This window comes from Pseudomonas sp. 21LCFQ02 (genome assembly GCF_024129895.2).
Taxonomy (GTDB): Bacteria; Pseudomonadota; Gammaproteobacteria; order Pseudomonadales; family Pseudomonadaceae; genus Aquipseudomonas.
In genome coordinates this window covers 1254209-1272138 of record NZ_CM178749.1, presented here as the reverse complement: position 1 = coordinate 1272138, position 17930 = coordinate 1254209, and the positions used below count along the sequence as shown (strand labels likewise).

18 protein-coding genes and 1 pseudogene are annotated in these 17930 nt (G+C 57.9%); 4 read left to right on the top strand and 15 right to left on the bottom strand.

The genetic code is table 11. The features are described from left to right. Positions 1 to 11 precede the first annotated feature (11 nt). From NJC40_RS06020 to mnmG, 8 genes are all read right to left on the bottom strand, one after another. Complete coding sequence (locus NJC40_RS06020; protein ID WP_045485338.1) at positions 12 to 482, bottom strand: F0F1 ATP synthase subunit B; 471 nt, start codon at positions 480 to 482, stop codon at positions 12 to 14. Between the two features lie 57 nt (positions 483 to 539). Next, positions 540 to 797: a F0F1 ATP synthase subunit C gene (atpE, locus tag NJC40_RS06015; protein WP_002555987.1), complete on the bottom strand. Its 258-nt coding sequence runs from the start codon at positions 795 to 797 to the stop codon at positions 540 to 542. A 147-nt stretch (positions 798 to 944) separates the two neighbouring features. Beyond that, positions 945 to 1814: a F0F1 ATP synthase subunit A gene (atpB, locus tag NJC40_RS06010; RefSeq protein WP_045485336.1), complete on the bottom strand. Its 870-nt coding sequence runs from the start codon at positions 1812 to 1814 to the stop codon at positions 945 to 947. A gap of 16 nt (positions 1815 to 1830) precedes the next feature. After that, positions 1831 to 2238 (bottom strand): F0F1 ATP synthase subunit I, encoded by a 408-nt coding sequence (locus NJC40_RS06005; protein WP_045485335.1) that lies wholly within the window; start codon positions 2236 to 2238, stop codon positions 1831 to 1833. 146 nt (positions 2239 to 2384) lie between these two features. Further along, positions 2385 to 3266: a ParB/RepB/Spo0J family partition protein gene (locus NJC40_RS06000; RefSeq protein WP_253113713.1), complete on the bottom strand. Its 882-nt coding sequence runs from the start codon at positions 3264 to 3266 to the stop codon at positions 2385 to 2387. A gap of 7 nt (positions 3267 to 3273) precedes the next feature. Beyond that, complete coding sequence (locus NJC40_RS05995; protein WP_045485333.1) at positions 3274 to 4065, bottom strand: ParA family protein; 792 nt, start codon at positions 4063 to 4065, stop codon at positions 3274 to 3276. A gap of 18 nt (positions 4066 to 4083) precedes the next feature. Further along, positions 4084 to 4743: a 16S rRNA (guanine(527)-N(7))-methyltransferase RsmG gene (rsmG, locus tag NJC40_RS05990; protein WP_045485332.1), complete on the bottom strand. Its 660-nt coding sequence runs from the start codon at positions 4741 to 4743 to the stop codon at positions 4084 to 4086. Next, on the bottom strand, positions 4740 to 6632 hold the full coding sequence (gene mnmG / locus NJC40_RS05985) for a tRNA uridine-5-carboxymethylaminomethyl(34) synthesis enzyme MnmG (protein ID WP_253140957.1): 1893 nt from the start codon (positions 6630 to 6632) through the stop codon (positions 4740 to 4742). The genes rsmG and mnmG overlap by 4 nt, the downstream gene beginning before the upstream one ends. Before the next feature lie 554 nt (positions 6633 to 7186). Between mnmG and NJC40_RS05980 the strand changes: the two genes are divergently transcribed. The 3 genes from NJC40_RS05980 (at position 7187) to NJC40_RS05970 (ending at position 11175) form a co-directional block, all read left to right on the top strand. Continuing rightward, positions 7187 to 7693 (top strand): sigma-70 family RNA polymerase sigma factor, encoded by a 507-nt coding sequence (locus NJC40_RS05980; protein ID WP_253140958.1) that lies wholly within the window; start codon positions 7187 to 7189, stop codon positions 7691 to 7693. Further along, positions 7693 to 8631, top strand: a complete 939-nt coding sequence (locus tag NJC40_RS05975; protein WP_492180506.1) for a FecR domain-containing protein — start codon at positions 7693 to 7695, stop codon at positions 8629 to 8631. Before NJC40_RS05980 ends, NJC40_RS05975 begins: the two co-directional genes overlap by 1 nt. A 96-nt stretch (positions 8632 to 8727) precedes the next feature. Next, positions 8728 to 11175, top strand: coding sequence for a TonB-dependent siderophore receptor (locus tag NJC40_RS05970; RefSeq protein WP_492180505.1), 2448 nt, complete (start codon positions 8728 to 8730; stop codon positions 11173 to 11175). Between the two features lie 13 nt (positions 11176 to 11188). On the opposite strand, the pseudogene NJC40_RS05965 reads toward NJC40_RS05970, so the two are convergent. Continuing rightward, a pseudogene (locus tag NJC40_RS05965) lies at positions 11189 to 11748 on the bottom strand (LysR family transcriptional regulator). A gap of 126 nt (positions 11749 to 11874) precedes the next feature. Here NJC40_RS05965 and NJC40_RS05960 point away from each other — a divergent pair. Then, entirely contained in the window at positions 11875 to 12507 is a 633-nt protein-coding gene (locus NJC40_RS05960) for an RBBP9/YdeN family alpha/beta hydrolase (RefSeq protein WP_253140960.1), read from the top strand. A 134-nt stretch (positions 12508 to 12641) separates the two neighbouring features. Here NJC40_RS05960 and NJC40_RS05955 read toward each other — a convergent pair whose 3' ends face one another. The 6 genes from NJC40_RS05955 to rpmH all read right to left on the bottom strand — a co-directional run bounded on the left by NJC40_RS05955 (position 12642) and on the right by rpmH (position 17598). Then, positions 12642 to 13658: a Fic family protein gene (locus NJC40_RS05955; RefSeq protein ID WP_253140961.1), complete on the bottom strand. Its 1017-nt coding sequence runs from the start codon at positions 13656 to 13658 to the stop codon at positions 12642 to 12644. Positions 13659 to 13680: 22 nt separating this feature from the next. Beyond that, a complete protein-coding gene (mnmE, locus tag NJC40_RS05950; RefSeq protein WP_253140962.1) occupies positions 13681 to 15051 on the bottom strand; it encodes a tRNA uridine-5-carboxymethylaminomethyl(34) synthesis GTPase MnmE in 1371 nt (456 codons plus the stop codon). A gap of 76 nt (positions 15052 to 15127) precedes the next feature. Next, positions 15128 to 16804: a membrane protein insertase YidC gene (yidC, locus tag NJC40_RS05945; protein WP_045485322.1), complete on the bottom strand. Its 1677-nt coding sequence runs from the start codon at positions 16802 to 16804 to the stop codon at positions 15128 to 15130. A 2-nt stretch (positions 16805 to 16806) separates the two neighbouring features. Next, positions 16807 to 17052 carry a membrane protein insertion efficiency factor YidD gene (yidD, locus tag NJC40_RS05940; RefSeq protein WP_084709900.1) on the bottom strand — a complete coding sequence of 82 codons (246 nt, stop codon included), beginning with the start codon at positions 17050 to 17052 and terminating at the stop codon, positions 16807 to 16809. Then, a complete protein-coding gene (gene rnpA, locus NJC40_RS05935; RefSeq protein WP_373568444.1) occupies positions 17045 to 17449 on the bottom strand; it encodes a ribonuclease P protein component in 405 nt (134 codons plus the stop codon). The genes yidD and rnpA overlap by 8 nt, the downstream gene beginning before the upstream one ends. A 14-nt stretch (positions 17450 to 17463) precedes the next feature. After that, positions 17464 to 17598 (bottom strand): 50S ribosomal protein L34, encoded by a 135-nt coding sequence (gene rpmH / locus NJC40_RS05930; protein WP_003253163.1) that lies wholly within the window; start codon positions 17596 to 17598, stop codon positions 17464 to 17466. Positions 17599 to 17930 lie beyond the last annotated feature (332 nt).

The window sequence follows — 17930 nt, the reverse complement described above, 5'->3', positions numbered from 1 at the left end:
ATCGCCCTCGCTTAAATTTCAGCAGCCAGTTTGTTGACCAGCTCTGCGTGCGCGTTTTGATCGATTGTGGAGCCCAGGATCTTCTCGGCGCCATTGACAGCCAGGCTACCCAGTTGGGCACGCAGGGCGTCTTTGACACTGTTCAGTTCTTGCTCGATCTCGGCCTGAGCCTGAGCCTTCACGCGGTCAGCTTCAACGCGAGCCTGTTCACGGGCTTCGTCGACGATCTGGTTACCGCGTTTCTTGGCCTGCTCAATGATCTCAGCTGCCTGAGCCTTGGCTTCGCGCAGTTGTTGACCCGCTTTTTCTTGGGCCAGCTCCAGGTCGCGAGCAGCTCGAGAGGCAGCGTCCAAGCCATCCGCAATCTTCTTCTGACGTTCGCGCAAGGCAGTGATGACCGGAGGCCACACATACTTCATGCAAAACAGTACAAAGATCGCGAACGCAATGCTCTGGCCAATCAAGGTTGCATTAATGTTCACGCCAACACCTCGCTGTTACGTTTTCCATCCCACCCATCAACTCGACAAGTCGAGTGATTAGCCAGCGAGTTGACCAACGAAGGGGTTCGCGAAGGTGAAGAACAGAGCGATACCAACACCGATCATGGTCACGGCGTCGAGCAGACCGGCAACGATGAACATTTTAACTTGCAGCATTGGCACCATTTCTGGCTGGCGAGCAGCGCCTTCCAGGAATTTGCCGCCCAGCAGGCCGAAGCCGATAGCAGTACCCAGAGCGCCCAGGCCGATCAGCAGAGCAACAGCGATAGCGGTAAGACCAACTACAGTTTCCATCTTTCCTCCCGACTTTTACGTCGTATTGGTTAGTTTTTAGATTGAAGCGTGAAACAGAATCGTTATTTACATCAGCCCTTGCGGGCACCCTCGCATCCTGGCCATTACAGCCGACGCGAGGGTCATCAGATACGCCGCGAGGCGATCTTAATGGTTATCTTCGTGAGCCATCGACAGATAGACGATGGTCAGCATCATGAAGATGAACGCTTGCAGGGTGATGATCAGGATGTGGAACACCGCCCATGCCCATTGCAGAACGACACCCAGGCCGCTCAGCCACAGCAGGCCGGCGCCGAACATCACGGCAATGAGGATGAAGACCAGCTCGCCGGCGTACATGTTGCCGAACAGACGCAGTGCCAGCGAGATTGGCTTGGCGATCAGGGTCACGAACTCGAGCAGGAAGTTGACCGGAATCAGCAGCGCTTGAACGAAAACGTTCTTGCTGCTGAACGGGTGCAGGGTCAACTCGCCGATGAAGCCGCCGAAGCCCTTGATCTTGATGCTGTAGAAAATGATCAGCGCGAACACCGACAGGGCCATGCCCAGGGTCGCGTTCGGGTCGGTTGTAGGTACGGCACGGAAGAACAGGTGCTCGTCACCGGCAATTTTGGCGGCCAGAACCGGGATCCAGTCTACCGGTACCAGGTCGACGGCGTTCATCAGGAACACCCAGGCGAAGATGGTCAGTGCCAGAGGCGCGATCACGGCGCTACGGCCGTGGAAGCTGTCTCTTACGCTGCCGTCGACGAACTCGACCAGCACTTCAACGAAGTTCTGCAGTGCACCAGGCTGGCCGGAAGTGGCCTTCTTGGCTGCCATACGGAAGATCAGTACGAAAAGGATGCCCAGAAGCACCGAAAACCCGAGGGTATCGACGTGGAAGGCCCAAAAGCCCATTTCCTTTGCTTCTGCTGCGGTGTGGGCAAAGCCCCAGCTGCCATCAGCGAGCTGACCGAAGGTCAAGTTCTGCAAGTGGTGCTGGATATAGCCCGAAGCGGTTTCTGCTGCCATGGTTGCCTCAAACGCCCTAAGGTCTGGAAAGTCTTGTTCTCATCAACAGGGGAGCGAACCAGTTGACCACCTGGATCAACATGAACACGCCGAATACAGCCAGCGGCGCCAAAGGCTTCACACCTGCGAACGTCAGTGCAAACAGCACTGCGGTCAAAATCAGTTTGCCCGCCTCGCCGGCGTAGAACGACCGGACGATGGCTTTGGCGGCTCGGGCTCCGGTAAACCGGAACGCCTTGTGAGCGAAATACATATTGGGCAGCCAAGCTATCAGGCCCCCACAAAGCCCCGAATACCCGGCTACGACTCCATTCCACTGCCACAGCGCCAAGGCAGCCAGTACAACGACGATCAATTGCGCCATCAGTACCGGGAAAACCGCAAGGCGGTGGAACGGCAGGCGGTCTGGCTTGCGTGATTCCATCGCTACAGCTCCTCGGTCGGCGGTCGCCATCATCGTTAACTTGGCATAATTTGTGCCGACAAAATGCGCGCAGAGTATAGGGGCGGTTCAGCCCCCGTTCAACTCCAAGGAGTCGATTTCCGACTACACGTTACAGGTCAATTGTTTCAGCGGATGTGAGCAAGAACGCCTTGCAGCTCATCGAGGGAGTTGTAACGGATCACCAGTTGCCCCTTGCCCTTCTGCCCGTGGCGAATCTGCACCGCAGAGCCCAGCCGCTCTGCCAGGCGCTGCTCCAGCCGGCTGATGTCGGGGTCGGCCTTGGGGGGCTCGACAGGTTCAGGTTTATCACTCAGCCACTGCCTGACCAGTGCTTCGGTCTGGCGCACAGTGAGCCCGCGTGCGACAACGTGTCGCGCCCCTTCAACCTGACGATCATCAGGCAAACCGAGCAATGCACGGGCATGCCCCATTTCCAGATCACCATGCGAGAGCATGGTCTTGATCACCTCAGGCAAGGTAATCAGGCGTAACAGATTGGCCACACTGACCCGCGACTTGCCGACCGCATCGGCCACTTGCTGCTGAGTAAGCTGGAATTCCTGCTGCAGCCGCTGCAGGGCAATGGCTTCTTCGACCGGGTTGAGGTCTTCGCGCTGGATGTTCTCGATCAGCGCCATGGCAATGGCCGCTTCGTCAGGGACGTCACGGACCATGGCCGGAATGGTTTCGACCCCGGCCTGCTGGCTGGCACGCCAGCGGCGCTCACCGGCAATGATCTCGAAACGATCGTTACCGATCGGGCGAATCACGATCGGTTGCATGACCCCTTGCTTGCGGATCGACTGCGCCAGCTCTTCGAGCGCCTGCGGGTCCATGTCGCGGCGTGGCTGGTATTTGCCACGCTGGATCTTGTCCAGCGGCACGTGTTGCAGCTCGTTCTGGTCGAGTTTGCTGGCCTGTTGCTCCAGCACAGTGACACTGGGCACGCTCGGGCTGCTCAACAGTGCATCCAGCCCGCGTCCGAGACCTCTTTTCTTGACGGCCATGGTTTCCTCAGGCTGGTTTGGCAGCTTTTGCACTGCGACGTTGACGACGGACCAGTTCACCGGCCAGGGCCAGGTAAGCCAGGGCACCACGCGATGACTTGTCGTAGGTGAGCACCGGCATGCCGAAACTCGGCGCCTCGGCCAGGCGGATGTTGCGTGGAATCACCGTGTCGTAGAGCTGATCGCCAAAGTGTTCCTTGAGCTGTGCGGAAACATCGTTGCTCAGGCTCAGGCGTGGGTCATACATGGTGCGCAACAACCCCTCGATCTTCAGCTGCGGATTGAGCAGCTCACCAATACGCTTGATGTTATCCACAAGGTCACTCAACCCTTCGAGCGCGAAGTATTCGCACTGCATGGGGATAATTACCCCGTCGGCTGCAACCAGGGCATTGAGGGTCAGCATCGACAGCGACGGCGGGCAGTCGATGAGAATGTAATCGTAGCTTTCCCGGATCGGCGCCAGCGCATTGCGCAGACGGCTCTCCTTCATCTGCATTTCCAGCAGTACCACTTCGGCCGCCGTCAGGTCACGGTTGGCCGGCAGCAGTTGATAACCACCGTGTTCGGAGAACTGCATGGCCGCCGACAGATCGCATTCACCGATCAGCAGGTCGTACACCGAGTTTTCCAGGTTGTGTTTATCCACACCGCTACCCATGGTGGCGTTGCCCTGTGGATCGAGGTCGATCAACAGCACCCGACGCTTGGTGGCGACCAGCGACGCTGCGAGGTTGATACAGGTGGTGGTTTTACCCACACCCCCTTTCTGGTTCGCAATCGCGAATACCTTAGCCATTCTTGCTTGTGTTCCCAATCATGCCGTGCGGCGCAGTATCAGCAGATGGCGTTGGCCTTGGCAACCTGGAACGGCCAGGGCCTGTGCGCTATCGAGGCGAAAATCTGCTGGCAATGCTACCAGCTCATCGGTCGGATGCAGCCCTTTCATTGCCAGCCAGCGTGTATCCGTGTCACCCATGTGACGGGTCCAGCCGGTGAAATCTTCAAGACTGCTGAACGCCCGGGAAATGATACCGGTGAACGGCTCGGCAGGCTGATAGCTTTCGGCACGGCTGTGGATAACCTCAAGGTTATCCAGTTTCAATTCTAGTTTTACCTGAGTCTGGAAGCGGCTTTTCTTGCCATTGCTGTCCAGCAGCGCAACGCGGGTATCTGGAAACATGATCGCCAGCGGGATGCCGGGCATGCCACCACCGCTGCCCACATCCAGCCAGCGTTCGGCGTTGATCGACGTTGAGTCAACAAAGGGCAGTACGCTGAGGCTGTCGAGTAGATGCCGGGAAACCATCTCGTCCGGGTTGCGCACCGCGGTGAGATTGTAGGCCTTGTTCCATTTGATCAACAGGGCCAGGTACGCCAGCAACTGGCTGTGCTGGGTTTCACTGAGCTCGATGCCCAATTGCCGGGCGCCTGTGGATAATTCCTCGGCATGTTGCGGTGTCACCATGGCACTCAAGCGCTTTGCTCCAACTCGCGGCCTGCACCGCGTTTTTTCAGGTGAATCATCAACAGCGAAATCGCCGCCGGTGTGACGCCGGGAATACGCGATGCCTGCCCAAGCGTCTCGGGACGAGTTATCCCCAGCTTGGATTGAATCTCTTTGGACAGCCCGGAAATGTTCGAATAGTCAATGTCGTGCGGCAGACGGGTATCTTCGCTGGCCCGCAGACGAGCGATTTCTTCCTGCTGACGCTCGATATAACCGGCGTACTTGGTCTGGATCTCGACCTGTTCGGCAGCCTGCGGATCGTTACAACCGGCGCCGGTCAGTTCTACCAGGCTGGCGTAGTCGATTTCCGGACGGGTCAGCAGGCTGAGCAGATTGTATTCGTGAGACAACGGTGTGCCGAATCGTTCAGCAATGGCATCACCTTGCTCGGTGCCCGGACGAACCCAGGTGGTTTTCAGCCGTTGCTCTTCGCGTTCGATGCTTTCGCGCTTGGCGCAGAAGGCGGCCCAGCGGCTGTCGTCGATCAGGCCCAGTTCACGGCCTTTTTCGGTCAGGCGCAGATCGGCGTTGTCTTCGCGCAGAATCAGGCGGTACTCGGCCCGGGAGGTGAACATCCGGTACGGTTCCTGGGTTCCCAGGGTAATCAGGTCATCGACCAGTACACCGATGTACGCTTCATCGCGGCGCGGGCACCAGCTTGGTTTGCCCTGGGCGCGCAATGCGGCGTTGGTTCCGGCAAGCAGCCCTTGCGCACCGGCCTCTTCGTAACCGGTGGTGCCATTGATCTGCCCGGCGAAGAACAACCCGCCAATGACTTTGGTTTCCAGGCTGTATTTCAGGTCGCGCGGATCGAAGTAGTCGTATTCGATGGCATAGCCAGGACGCACGATGTGTGCGTTTTCCATGCCACGAATCGAGCGCACCACCTGCAACTGCACATCGAACGGCAGCGAAGTGGAAATACCGTTCGGATACAGCTCATGGGTGGTCAGCCCTTCGGGCTCGATGAACACCTGATGGCTGTCCTTGTCGGCGAACCGGTGAATCTTGTCTTCGATCGATGGGCAGTAGCGCGGGCCGATCCCTTCGATCATGCCCGAATACATCGGCGAGCGATCCAGGTTGGCGGCAATGATCTCGTGGGTCCGGGCGTTGGTGTGGGTAATCCAGCAACTGACCTGACGTGGATGCTGCTCCTTGTTGCCAAGAAACGACATCACCGGGATCGGCGTATCGCCCGGTTGCTCGCTCATTACCGAGAAATCGACCGAACGGCCATCGATTCGTGGCGGCGTACCGGTTTTCAGGCGACCAACGCGCAACGGCAATTCACGCAGGCGATGAGCCAGGGCAATCGACGGCGGATCACCTGCCCGGCCGCCGGAATAATTCTGCATGCCAATGTGGATCAGGCCGCTCAGGAAGGTCCCGGTGGTCAACACGACAGAGTCGGCCATGAACCGCAGCCCCATCTGAGTGACAACGCCGCGCACCTGATCCTGTTCAACAATCAGGTCATCCGCCGATTGCTGGAATATCCACAGATTGGGCTGATTTTCGAGGGTTTCGCGGATCACTGCCTTGTACAAGGCGCGGTCAGCCTGAGCCCTTGTAGCACGTACGGCCGGGCCTTTGCGGCTGTTAAGCACACGGAACTGAATACCGGCCAGGTCGGTGGCCGTTGCCATCGCACCGCCGAGTGCATCGATTTCCTTAACCAGATGGCTTTTACCTATACCGCCAATGGCGGGGTTACAGCTCATATGACCAAGGGTGTCGACGTTGTGCGTCAACAGGAGGGTCTTGACGCCCATGCGTGCCGCAGCCAGTGCCGCTTCGGTACCGGCATGACCGCCACCGATGACGATCACTTCAAAACGGGAAGGGAAATCCACCACGCACCTCGTGCCTGTTGTGATGAGAAATAGGGAACTGACAAGTATAGAGACTTCCCGCCCTTCTATGAAACCCGGTGACCAAAAAATGACCAGCTGTGCTGACTAGACATGAGATTAAAAAATAAAAAAGAAAGAAAGTTTATAAAACCTTGTTTTTAATGCTTATGTTATGCACCGCCCTTTCTGTGGATAAAGCTCTGTAGGCATTGTAATCCGTAGTGTACAGAGGTTTTGAAGTCTGTGGCCATGTGGCCTTGAGGGGCTTGGATAACCTGTTTGAGCCTGTGGATTAAAGTGCTTCTTTTCCACAGGGGCAGTTTTCTTCAGGTTTCGAGCAGGCTTATCAACCGGGCTAAGGCCGACTTATTCACAGGGCTTATTTTGGCCTCTGGATAACAGATTGAGTTTTTCTCACGGGCAGGACGGAGTGGGCCATTGGGTGGCTGTGCATAAGCGCATTGGGGATAAACCTGCATTATCGGCTATTGTTCCACTGCCCTTCAGAGGCTAATAATAGCCATTATCATTAACCCTCTTGCTGATGCCCGCTTATGTCCTCTTCCATCCACATGGCTGCCGTCCGATTGATCTACGAACAGCATCACTCGTGGCTGTACGGCTGGCTCAAAGGCAGGCTTCCCAGCACCAGCGATGCCGCCGACCTGGCCCATGACACTTTTGTGCGGGTCTTGGCTGCACGCAATGCGGGGCAGATTCGTGAGCCTCGTGACTATCTGGCGACGATTGCCAGAGGCCTGGTGATCGACCGCTACCGGCGTCGGGCCATTGAACAGGCGTGGCTGGACAGCATGGCGGCAATGCCTGAGGTGCTGGTGGTCAGCGAAGAAGAGAAAGCGTTGATTATCGAAACACTGATGGCAGTGGATAAGGCGCTGGCCAGCCTGGGCGCTCGGACCCAGAAGATTTTCATGCTGACCCAGGTCGACGGGCTGACTTATCAACAAGCCGCCGATCAGTTGGGATTGTCGCTGACCTCGATCAAGAAACACATGGTCCGGGCGCTTACCGAGTGTTCGCTGGTCATGGCTGAGCTGTGATGGCCAAGGGCATGGATCGCAAGACTCTGGAAGCAGCGGCGACCTGGTATGTGCAGTTCCAGTCGCAACCGGCCACGGCAGAGCAGACCCTGGCCTGGCAGTGCTGGCTGGCCAGTGATCCTGCCCATCGGATGGCCTGGAATCAGATCGAACAATTGCAGCACAGCCTGGGGGTTATCCCCGCTGACATGACCCGTCGGGCGTTATCCACAACCCGTCAGCGCCGTCAGGTGTTGAAGCTGGTACTGCTGGCCTCGGCCACCGGTTATCTGGGCTGGAATACCCGTCAGCATCTGGACTATTGGGCCGATTACCGTACTGCAACGGGTGAGCAGCGACGTATCGAACTGGCCGATGGCAGTCAGATCTATCTCAATACCGATACCGCCATCGACGTGTATTTCGATCAACAGCAACGCTTGATTCATCTGCGCAGCGGCGAAATTCTGCTGCAGACCAGCAAACGTGGCGATCCGCGACCGCTGCGGGTACGCACTGCCCAGGGCCATGTACAGGCCTTGGGGACCCGGTTTACCGTACGTCAGCTGTCAGGGTTGACCCATGTCGGTGTTCTGCAGGATCAGGTCAGCATTCATCCTGATGCCACTGTGGATAAACCGCTGATGCTCAAGGCTGGTGAAAGCACTGACTTTGACCGCCATGCCTGCCGTGCTGTGGGTATCTACCGCGCCTCGGATGTGGCCTGGGTCGATAAACAACTGGTGGTGCTCAACGCCCGCTTGGGCGATGTGCTGGCCGAGCTTGGACGTTATCGCCAAGGCCTGCTGCGCTGCGACGAGCGTGCGGCGCTGCTGAGGGTTTCCGGCACCCTGCGTCTGGATGCCATTGATGCCGTGCTGGCCAATCTGCAAGCGACTTTGCCTATAGAAGTGCGCTACTTCACCCGCTACTTGATCACGGTGCGCCACACCACCTGAAAAAATTTCTGCAGCAGGTGATCTTTTTCGATTCTGGCCCGGCCCTTCCATTAATCGCGGTCACCGCGGACTTTCGTCACTCTCAGGGTCATACGCATGCGCTTCGCTTCGATACCGTTTTATGGTCGTCAGTACTTGGGTCGCCACTGCTTCACCTACAGCCTGCTGCTGGGCGGTACGTTTGTTTATCCACTGCTCGCCAGTCAGGCCATGGCCGAAAGCACCGTACAACGCTTTGCAGTGGCCGCCGGGCCTGTGGATAACGCGCTGAGCCAGTTTGCCTCCCAGGCCCATGTGATTCTGTCGTTCTCGCCGACACAAACCGGTAACCGCCGTAGTCAGGGACTGCAAGGTCAGTATTCGATCGAGCAAGGGTTTGCCCTGTTGCTGCAAGGTACCGGCTTGCAGGCCGTTGCTCAGGCGCCGGGCAGCTATGTGCTGCAAGCCATCCCGACCGGTGGCTCTGTGGTGTTGGCCGACACTGACGTGCATGGCACCGGGCTGAGCAGTTATGCACAGGACAGCGCCAGCGATACCGGCTACAAGGCACAGAACAGTCGCGCCGGGACCAAGACCAGTACGCCGTTGAGCGAAACGCCGCGCTCGGTGTCGGTGGTCACCCAGCAACGCATCAAAGACCAGAAAGCCCAGACCCTCACGGAAGTACTGGGCTATGTGCCAGGCATTTTCGCCCCGCCCTTCGCCGCCGGCGACAGCCTGGCCGGTGATCTGTTCTTCATTCGTGGCTTCAATGCCACCGACTACGGCTATGGGCTGTTACGCGATGGCTTGCGGGTGCAGGGCAATCGTTATGACACCACCACCGATACCTATGGGCTGGAGCGTGTGGAAATCTTCCGCGGGCCATCCTCGATCCTGTATGGCGAAAACGCCCCCGGCGGGCTGGTCAACCTGGTCAGCAAACGCCCGACCGCCACCCCACAGGGTGAAGTACAGCTCAGCTACGGCTCCAACAACCGCCGCCAGTTGGCTGTGGATATCTCCGGGCCGTTGAACGAGGCCGGCAATGTGCAGGGCCGCGTGGTGATGCTGGGGCGCAAGGCTGATACCCAGACCGACCATGTGCCGGATGATCGTATCTACATCGCCCCCTCCCTGACCCTGAATATTGACGACGCGACGCATCTGACGCTGCTCAGCCACTATCAGAAGGACCATACCAACATGGAGTTGGGGCTGCCGGCGGCTGGCACCCTGCTGCGCAACCCCAACGGCAAGCTCGACAAGGACACCATGCTGGGCGTACCAGGCTGGAACACCTTCGAGCGGGAAACCTGGAGTCTGGGTTACGAATTTATCCACAGCTTCAACGATGACTGGCAGTTCCGCCAGAATTCACGCTACCTGCAGTCGCGCATCACGCGTCATGAAACCTGGCCAGGCAGCCTGAACAACGGCGGCTACGGTACCCAGCTCAACGTTACCGCCTACGATCGCTTCAACAAGTCCATGGTCTACTCGCTGGATAACCAGCTTGAGGGCAAATTCAGCACCGGTCCCGTGGACCATACGCTGCTGGTCGGCGCCAGCTACGATCGGACCTCGTTCAATCAGGACTGGAATGCCGGTGCCGCCGGGCAGATCAATATCTTCAACCCGGTCTACGCCCGTGACCCGGTAACCTCCATAGCCGTGCAGAACACCCTGCTCACCCAGCAGATGCAGGGCGTTTACACCCAGCTGCAGAGTACCTGGAACAACTGGATCTTTCTGCTGGGCGGTCGTCAGGACTGGGTTGAAAGCGACTTTCGCAACAAACTGGCTCCGGCTGGCGGGGTCAACGGCGATGACCGCAAGTTCACCTGGCAGGGCGGGCTGATGTACCGTTTCGACAACGGTCTGACCCCTTATGCGAGTTATTCCACAGCGTTCGTGCCGGTTCAGCAAATCTCCAATGGCGGTGCACCGCTGGACCCGATCACCAGTTCCCAGGTCGAGCTGGGGATAAAGTACGAGCCGGTTGGCTGGAACACGGCCATGACCGCATCGGTGTTCGATCTGCGCAAAGAAGACGATACTTACCTGGATGCAACCACCTCGACTTACCGGCAGGTGGGCGAAAGCCGCTCCAAAGGCGTGGAGCTGGAAATCAACAGTGATATCAGCCGCAACCTGAATCTCACCGCCTCGTACACCTACACCGATGCGCGCGTCACCAAAGACGCGCCAGGTTCGTTGATCGAAGGCCATCAGATGACCGGTGTACCTCGTAACCAGGCCTCGGCGTGGGCCAAATACCGCTTTCTCGAAGGCTCATTGCGCGGTGTGTCGGTGGGTGGTGGCGTGCGCTACTTTGACAGCACCTTCGCTTATACCCAGCCCGCACTGTATGGCCGCCTGAACGCCGGTGAAGTCACCCTGGTCGATGCCGCCATCGGCTACCAGATCGACCGCCATTGGTCGCTGGATCTGAATGCCCGCAACCTGTTCGACAAAGAGTACGTCTCGGGCTGTAACGATGCGGGTCGTTGCTACTGGGGCGACAGCCGCACATTGCTCGGTACGGTGTCTTATAACTGGTAACTGTGGATAACTGTCAGGCCGCCAGCCGGGCGCAAAGAAAGTCCACCAGGGCACCCACCTTAGGGGACAAATGCCGGCTGGCCGGCCACAGGATATGAAAAGTGCGGGTCTGCTGCAGGTAATCGGGCGGCACCCTGCACAGCCGGCCGTCGGCCAATGGTTGTTGCACGGCAAAATCCCGCAGGCGACCGGTACGGATCACCGCATCACAGCCTTCTTCAATGACATCGACGATCCGGTCGCTGAAATCCAGATCCAGTTCGATCTGTGGATAACAGGCCACCAAATCGCTCAATGTGGATAAGAACCTCGGTCCCAGCATCGGCAGGCTGATTCGCAGGCGACCTTGAGGCTATGCAGTCGTCTGGCTTAGCTCCAGCAGCATCGCCCCTTCTGCTGTCAGGGCAATACCGCGGGTACTGCGATGAAACAGCCGCACGCCGAGTTTTTCCACAAGCCGGGCCACACTCTTGCCCACCGCAGAAGCGGAAAACCCAGCACACGGCCCGCAGCGACGAAACTGCGGGTTTCGGCCACCTGCACAAACACGCCAAAGCCGTTCAGGCTGTTCATTCAGCATCCTCGATTCAGGATCTATGGTCCTTAACGATCAGGAATGTAGCGATATTTTTCTGCAATTGGCGATTTTTCAATCTCGGTGGTCAATAGCATTCAAGTTATCCACACGAGGTGCCAATCATGCGGATCATTACTGCCTTGTTGGCTTTGTTGCTGGCCATGCCGGTTTTTGCCGAGACCCCGACGCAAGACAAGCAGGTCTACATCGTCCACGGCTATGGCGCATCGCCTGACAGCCATTGGTTTGCCTGGCTCAAGCAGCGTTTGCAAAGTCAGGGCGTGAAGGTGTCGGTGCTCGATATGCCGAACTCCGCTGCTCCCCGGCCCGACCAATGGCAGCAGACCCTGCAACAGCAAGTTATCCACGCCGACCGCAATACCTGGTTCGTGACCCATAGCCTGGGAAGTATCGCGGTGCTGCGCTATCTGGCTGACCGTCAGGACTTATCCACAATTGGCGGCATCGTGCTGGTCTCTGGCTTCAATGAACATTTGTCGAATATCCCCGAGCTGGACCCGTTCCTGCGTCCAGATCTGGACTACGCGAAGATCATCAGAGTTACCCACACGCGGATGGTGATCGCAGCCGCGAACGATGTCGTGGTGCCCGCGCCCTTCAGCCAGCGACTGGCCCGGCAGCTTGACGCGCAGTTTGTTCTTCTGCCGCAAGGTGGGCATTTTCTCAAGGACGATGGCTACAGTGAGTTTCCGGCATTGCTCAATGAGCTTGAGCGGCTGATGGGTCAGCAATGAGCCGTGTTTGTAGGGTACGAAAAAGCTCGCGGCTGCAGCCCCCACCGTAGGAGCGGCTTCAGCCGCGAATAGCCACAGCGAGGATAAAATCCATTCCCATAAGCCGGTGTTTGACATGACTTGTGGATAACTTCTTAACGCTGTAGCGCGCTCTTGCCCAACTCGGTCAGGTAGTAGCGTTGCAGTCTGCTGAGCGGCTTGTTTGGTAAGGTCATGGCCACCAGACCCGCCTCCAGTGCCGGACGCAGATAGGCGTTGTGCATATGCTTTCTGTCTTTCAGGCCCAGAGCTGTCTGAATTTCAGCGCGGGTCAGTTCACCTTGAAGCACACCGAGCAGACGTTGAACTTCGTCCGTGACTTGGGGGGTGACTTGGGGGGTAGCCCCTTGCCACTCGGCTTCAGGACGCCAGATAACGGCACTGAACTGATTGCCGCGCGGGTCGTCGAGCAAGTCGATCCGCGGCCATTGTTGCAATGCTCGTGCAATGCCGCTGCCCATGCCGCGATAAGGCAGCAGATGCGCTGCATGTTCTGTCAGGGTTGGATTACGACGATTGGTCCGCCCCTGAAGGATGGCTGTGACATCGAGGCTGTCGGGTAAATGCCCAGGGCTGGCGATCTCGATGCGATCAGAGAAGATCATCAGCCGGATCGAGGCACTGGTGAAGTAATCACGATGGATCAAGGCGTTGACCAACAGTTCTTCCAGAGCAGCTTCAGGAATCTCCAGTTCACCCAGGGTATTGAAGCCACGGCCGCGCTGTACGTGGTGCAGGTTGCGGCGGATGAATGCAAAGCAGTCCCGGAACTGTTCGGCGAGCGTGCCGCCAATATCTTCGCTGTCCAGATACCGTGTGTCGGCCAGTTGGGTGCCTGGAAAGGCTACGGCCTTAATGCCGAACGCAGGGCGCCAACGTTGTGGATAACGCCCGAACAGCATCAGCCCGGCCAGATTCAACTCTTGGCCATCGCCGAGTCCGATATTCTGCAGCAACTGCGTCAGCGGCAGGCCAATCCACTCTTGTTGCTGGCCATAACGCCGATTGAAATAGGCCTGAAAGGCCTTTTCATCAATATCTACAGCGGATGTGTTCGTTACAGGCACTACATCGGCATACACCAACCCGGCACGCTGGAACATGCGCTGCATTTCTTCTCGTAAGGCTCTCTATTCACTTACCAATACAGAAACTGGAAAAGATCCTGCCCAGCAATTCATCCGGACTGAACGCGCCGGTGATCTCGCCGAGTGCCTGCTGAGCCTGGCGCAGGTCCTCTGCGAGCAGTTCGCCGGCACCGGCCAGGGTCAGCTGTGCGTGGCCGTGTTCGAGCAGGCGACTGGCGCGATTCAATGCATCAATGTGGCGGCGGCGGGCGCTGAAGCTGCTTTCTGAGGTCTGTTGATAACCCATACAGGCCTTGAGGTGCTCGCGCAGCAGATCCAGGCCTTCGCCGGCCGATTTGGCGCTGAGGCTGATAGTGACATGCCCGTCGTCACTGGTTTGCAGGCCGATCAGGTCGCCACTGAGATCGGCCTTGTTGCGAATCAGGGTGACCTTGGCCGGATCTGGGCGCTGCTCTAGAAACTCCGGCCACAGAGAAAACGGATCGGTGGCTTCCGGCGCCGTGGCATCGACGACCAGCAGGATGCGATCCGCTTCACCAATGGCCTTGAGGGCGCGCTGTACCCCGATCAGTTCGACCTGATCGTCGGTATCGCGCAACCCGGCGGTGTCGACCACATGCAGCGGCATGCCGTCGATGTGGATATGTTCACGCAGCACATCGCGGGTGGTGCCGGCGATGTCGGTGACGATGGCCGCTTCTCGACCGGCCAATGCGTTGAGCAGGCTGGACTTGCCGGCGTTGGGGCGACCGGCGATGACCACGGTCATGCCGTCACGCAGCAAGGCGCCCTGCCCGGCCTCATGCAGGACTGTGGATAACATTGCACGTACTGCATCAAGCTTGCCCAGCACCACGCCGTCAGCCAGGAAGTCGATTTCCTCTTCCGGGAAGTCGATCGCGGCCTCGACGTACATACGCAGGCCAATCAGCAACTCAGTCAGGTTATCCACACGTTGGGAAAAGGCGCCTTGCAGTGAGCGCAATGCGTTGCGTGCCGCCTGGGTCGAGCTGGCTTCGATCAGGTCAGCGATCGCCTCGGCCTGGGCCAGGTCGAGTTTGTCATTGAGAAAAGCCCGCTCGCTGAATTCACCGGGGCGGGCCAGACGGCAGCCCAGTTGCACGCAGCGTTGCAGCAGCATATCCAGCACCACCGGGCCGCCATGCCCTTGAAGTTCCAGGACATCTTCGCCGGTGAACGAGTTGGGCCCCGGGAAGTACAGGGCGATGCCCTCGTCGAGCACCTGACCTTGTTCATCGGCAAAAGGCCCGTAGTGGGCGTAGCGCGGTCTGAGTTCGCGGCCGGTGATGGCTTGCGCGGCCTTGGCCGCCAACGGGCCGGAAATCCGCACAATGCCGACGCCTCCCCGTCCTTGCGCGGTGGCGATAGCAGCGATGGTTTCACGGGGGGCGTTCATGCGGACTCCTGAAAAACTGACAGATAGCAAAACGCCCCACGAGGGGGCGTCTTGTCAAACACGATCACAGGTTAGATCAAGCGGCGGCCTTCTTGGTAGCGGCCTCGATCTTACGCGTGATGTAAGCCTGCTGCATGATCGACAGGGTGTTGTTCACAACCCAGTACAGAACCAGACCAGCCGGGAACCACAGGAAGAAGAAGGTGAAGATGATTGGCATCATTTTCATCACCTTGGCCTGCATCGGATCCGGAGGCGTCGGGTTCAGACGCTGCTGGATAAACATGGTCGCGCCCATGATGATCGGCAGGATGAAGAACGGGTCTTTGATCGACAGGTCAGTGATCCAGAGGATCCATGGCGCCTGGCGCATCTCGACGCTTTCCAGCAGAACCCAGTACAGGGCCAGGAATACCGGCATCTGGACAAGAATCGGCAAGCATCCACCCAGCGGGTTGATCTTCTCTTTCTTGTACAGCTCCATCATCGCCTGGGACATCTTCTGGCGATCGTCACCGTATTGCTCTTTCAGCGCGGTCAGCTTCGGTGCCACGGCGCGCATGCGGGCCATGGATTTGTAGCTGGCGGCCGACAGCGGGAAGAAGAAGCCCTTGATGATCATGGTCAGGACGATGATCGACCAGCCCCAGTTACCCAGCAGGCTGTGGATATGTTGCAGCAACCAGAAGATCGGCTGGGCAATGAACCACAGGAAGCCGTAGTCGACAGTCAACTCCAGGCCTGGGGACAACTCTTTGAGCACCGCCTGGCTTTTCGGACCGGCATACAGCGTCGCGCCGGTTTCACCCTGGGTGCCAGGTGCTACGTTGAGCGCCGGGCTGGTGAAACCAATGATGTAGTTACCCTGGCTGTCCTTGCGGGTCTGCATGGCATTGTTGGCGTTATGGTCTGGAATCCAGGCCGTCACGAAGTAATGCTGCAGCCAGGCAACCCAGCCGCCCTGTACGTTTTCACGCACCTGGCCTTTGTCGATGTCCTTCATCGAGACCTTTTTGTAAGGTTCCGATGGGGTCCACAGGGCCGCCCCCAGATAAGTGGCAGTGCCGGTGGCAGTGGTCGACGATGGATCGGAGCTGGCGTCACGCTTGAGCTGGCCGTAGAGGTTACCGGTCCACGCCTGGGCGCTCTGGTTATCCACAACGTAGTTGACGTTGAGGTCGTACATGCCGCGCTCGAAGGTGAAGCGCTTGGTGTAGTTGACGCCGTTGTCGGAGAACTTCAGCTCGACGACCAGTTCTTTCTGGCCATCAGCTAGTTGATAACTTTTCTGTGTCGAAGTGTAAACAGGACGACCAATGGAGCGTGCATCCGGACCATTGGTGCCGGTCAGACCGCTTTGCGCGAGGAAAACCCGCTCATTGCCATTGTCGAACAGCTGGAAAGGAACATCCGGGCGGTCCTGACGGCGTGGGTACAGCGGCAGCCGCAACTGGACGACATCACCCCCGACCGGGTCGATGGCCACTTCGAGCACATCGGTCTTGATCTGAATCAGATCCTTGCTGACCACCGCCGGTGTTTCGACAGGTGCCGGAGCACTGCCTGGAGCGGTAGGAACGTCGGTGTTCGCGGGCGCATTGCTGGCCGCAGGTACATCGGCTGCACTATTGGTGCTGGCAGCAACAGTCTGGTTCGGCAGGGCAGCCTGGCCGTAGTCTTCGTTCCATTTCAGAACGCCGACGTAGGTCACGATTGCCAGGGCGCCGATCAGGATCGTGCGTTTAATATCCATGATTACTCGGCCATCGAAGAAGAACGGGGGTTGGAAACTGGTGGAACCGGGTCATAACCACCGGGGTTCCACGGATGACAGCGACCAAGACGTTTCAGGGTCAGCCATCCACCGCGCACAAGACCATGATTATCAATGGCTTCGTAGGCGTAGCAGGAGCAACTGGGGAAGAAACGACAGTGACTGGCCATCAAAGGACTGATGGCATAGCGGTAAAACTGGATCGGTACGAGTGCCAGCTTACGCATCTGGACTGTCTACCCTTGCAGGTTCGGTTTGGACTGGTGCAACAGGCCGGCTACGGGCCAGACGTTTCCAGAGTTTGCCGAAATGCTGGATCAATTCAGGGTTATCCAGGTCACCCATGCCTTTACGCGCGACGATCACGATATCCCAACCCACCAGATTGTGTTGGTGCAGGCGAAATGAGTCGCGAATCAGGCGCTTCAAACGGTTGCGCTGTACTGAGAGCTTGACGCTCTTCTTTCCGATCACAAGCCCTAGACGGGGATGATCCAGATCGTTGTCGCGTGCAAGGATCAGGAGATTTTTCCCCGGAACCTTGGCGGTTGGGGAGTCAAAGACTGCCTTGAAATGCCGGGGTGTAAGCAGACGCTTTTCCCGACTGAAGTCCTGACTCACCACCTGTGCCGCGGAAATCAGATAGCCAGACGCTTACGGCCTTTGGCGCGACGACGCGACAGGACTGCACGGCCGTTCTTGGTGGCCATACGGGCGCGGAAACCGTGGGTGCGGGCGCGCTTGATAGTGCTGGGTTGGAAAGTACGTTTCATGGCGTGTTACCTGGTTTGTGCACTGAAGGCCGGAATGGCCCCGTTTTTAGAGACCGGCGATTCTAGTGAAAGCCGGCGTGCAGGTCAATTTCCAACCAGCTTTTCCTTCTATCTGGTCATTTTCCTTTATTAGCCATGACCAGGATCATTCTGATCGCTTTGGTGCACCACTCAGCTATAGAAATAAAAGAGGACCTATATAAAGCTTTTTTGCAAAGCTTGTTAAGTTTAGTCAACGCCTTGTTTGTGGATAACTCATTACAGGCCACGTAAATCATGATGTACATCGATTCATAAGTCTGTCGAGAAACGGTGCTGTGACTGTGCTGCGC

Coding starts and splice junctions, on each gene's coding strand:
- atpE (WP_002555987.1), bottom strand. CDS start 797: ATGGAAACTGTAGTTGGTCTTACCGCTATCGCTGTTGCTCTGCTGATC.
- atpB (WP_045485336.1), bottom strand. CDS start 1,814: ATGGCAGCAGAAACCGCTTCGGGCTATATCCAGCACCACTTGCAGAAC.
- NJC40_RS06005 (WP_045485335.1), bottom strand. CDS start 2,238: ATGGAATCACGCAAGCCAGACCGCCTGCCGTTCCACCGCCTTGCGGTT.
- NJC40_RS06000 (WP_253113713.1), bottom strand. CDS start 3,266: ATGGCCGTCAAGAAAAGAGGTCTCGGACGCGGGCTGGATGCACTGTTG.
- NJC40_RS05995 (WP_045485333.1), bottom strand. CDS start 4,065: ATGGCTAAGGTATTCGCGATTGCGAACCAGAAAGGGGGTGTGGGTAAA.
- NJC40_RS05980 (WP_253140958.1), top strand. CDS start 7,187: ATGTCCTCTTCCATCCACATGGCTGCCGTCCGATTGATCTACGAACAG.
- NJC40_RS05975 (WP_492180506.1), top strand. CDS start 7,693: ATGGCCAAGGGCATGGATCGCAAGACTCTGGAAGCAGCGGCGACCTGG.
- NJC40_RS05970 (WP_492180505.1), top strand. CDS start 8,728: ATGCGCTTCGCTTCGATACCGTTTTATGGTCGTCAGTACTTGGGTCGC.
- NJC40_RS05960 (WP_253140960.1), top strand. CDS start 11,875: ATGCGGATCATTACTGCCTTGTTGGCTTTGTTGCTGGCCATGCCGGTT.
- NJC40_RS05955 (WP_253140961.1), bottom strand. CDS start 13,658: ATGCAGCGCATGTTCCAGCGTGCCGGGTTGGTGTATGCCGATGTAGTG.
- mnmE (WP_253140962.1), bottom strand. CDS start 15,051: ATGAACGCCCCCCGTGAAACCATCGCTGCTATCGCCACCGCGCAAGGA.
- yidC (WP_045485322.1), bottom strand. CDS start 16,804: ATGGATATTAAACGCACGATCCTGATCGGCGCCCTGGCAATCGTGACC.
- yidD (WP_084709900.1), bottom strand. CDS start 17,052: ATGCGTAAGCTGGCACTCGTACCGATCCAGTTTTACCGCTATGCCATC.
- rpmH (WP_003253163.1), bottom strand. CDS start 17,598: ATGAAACGTACTTTCCAACCCAGCACTATCAAGCGCGCCCGCACCCAC.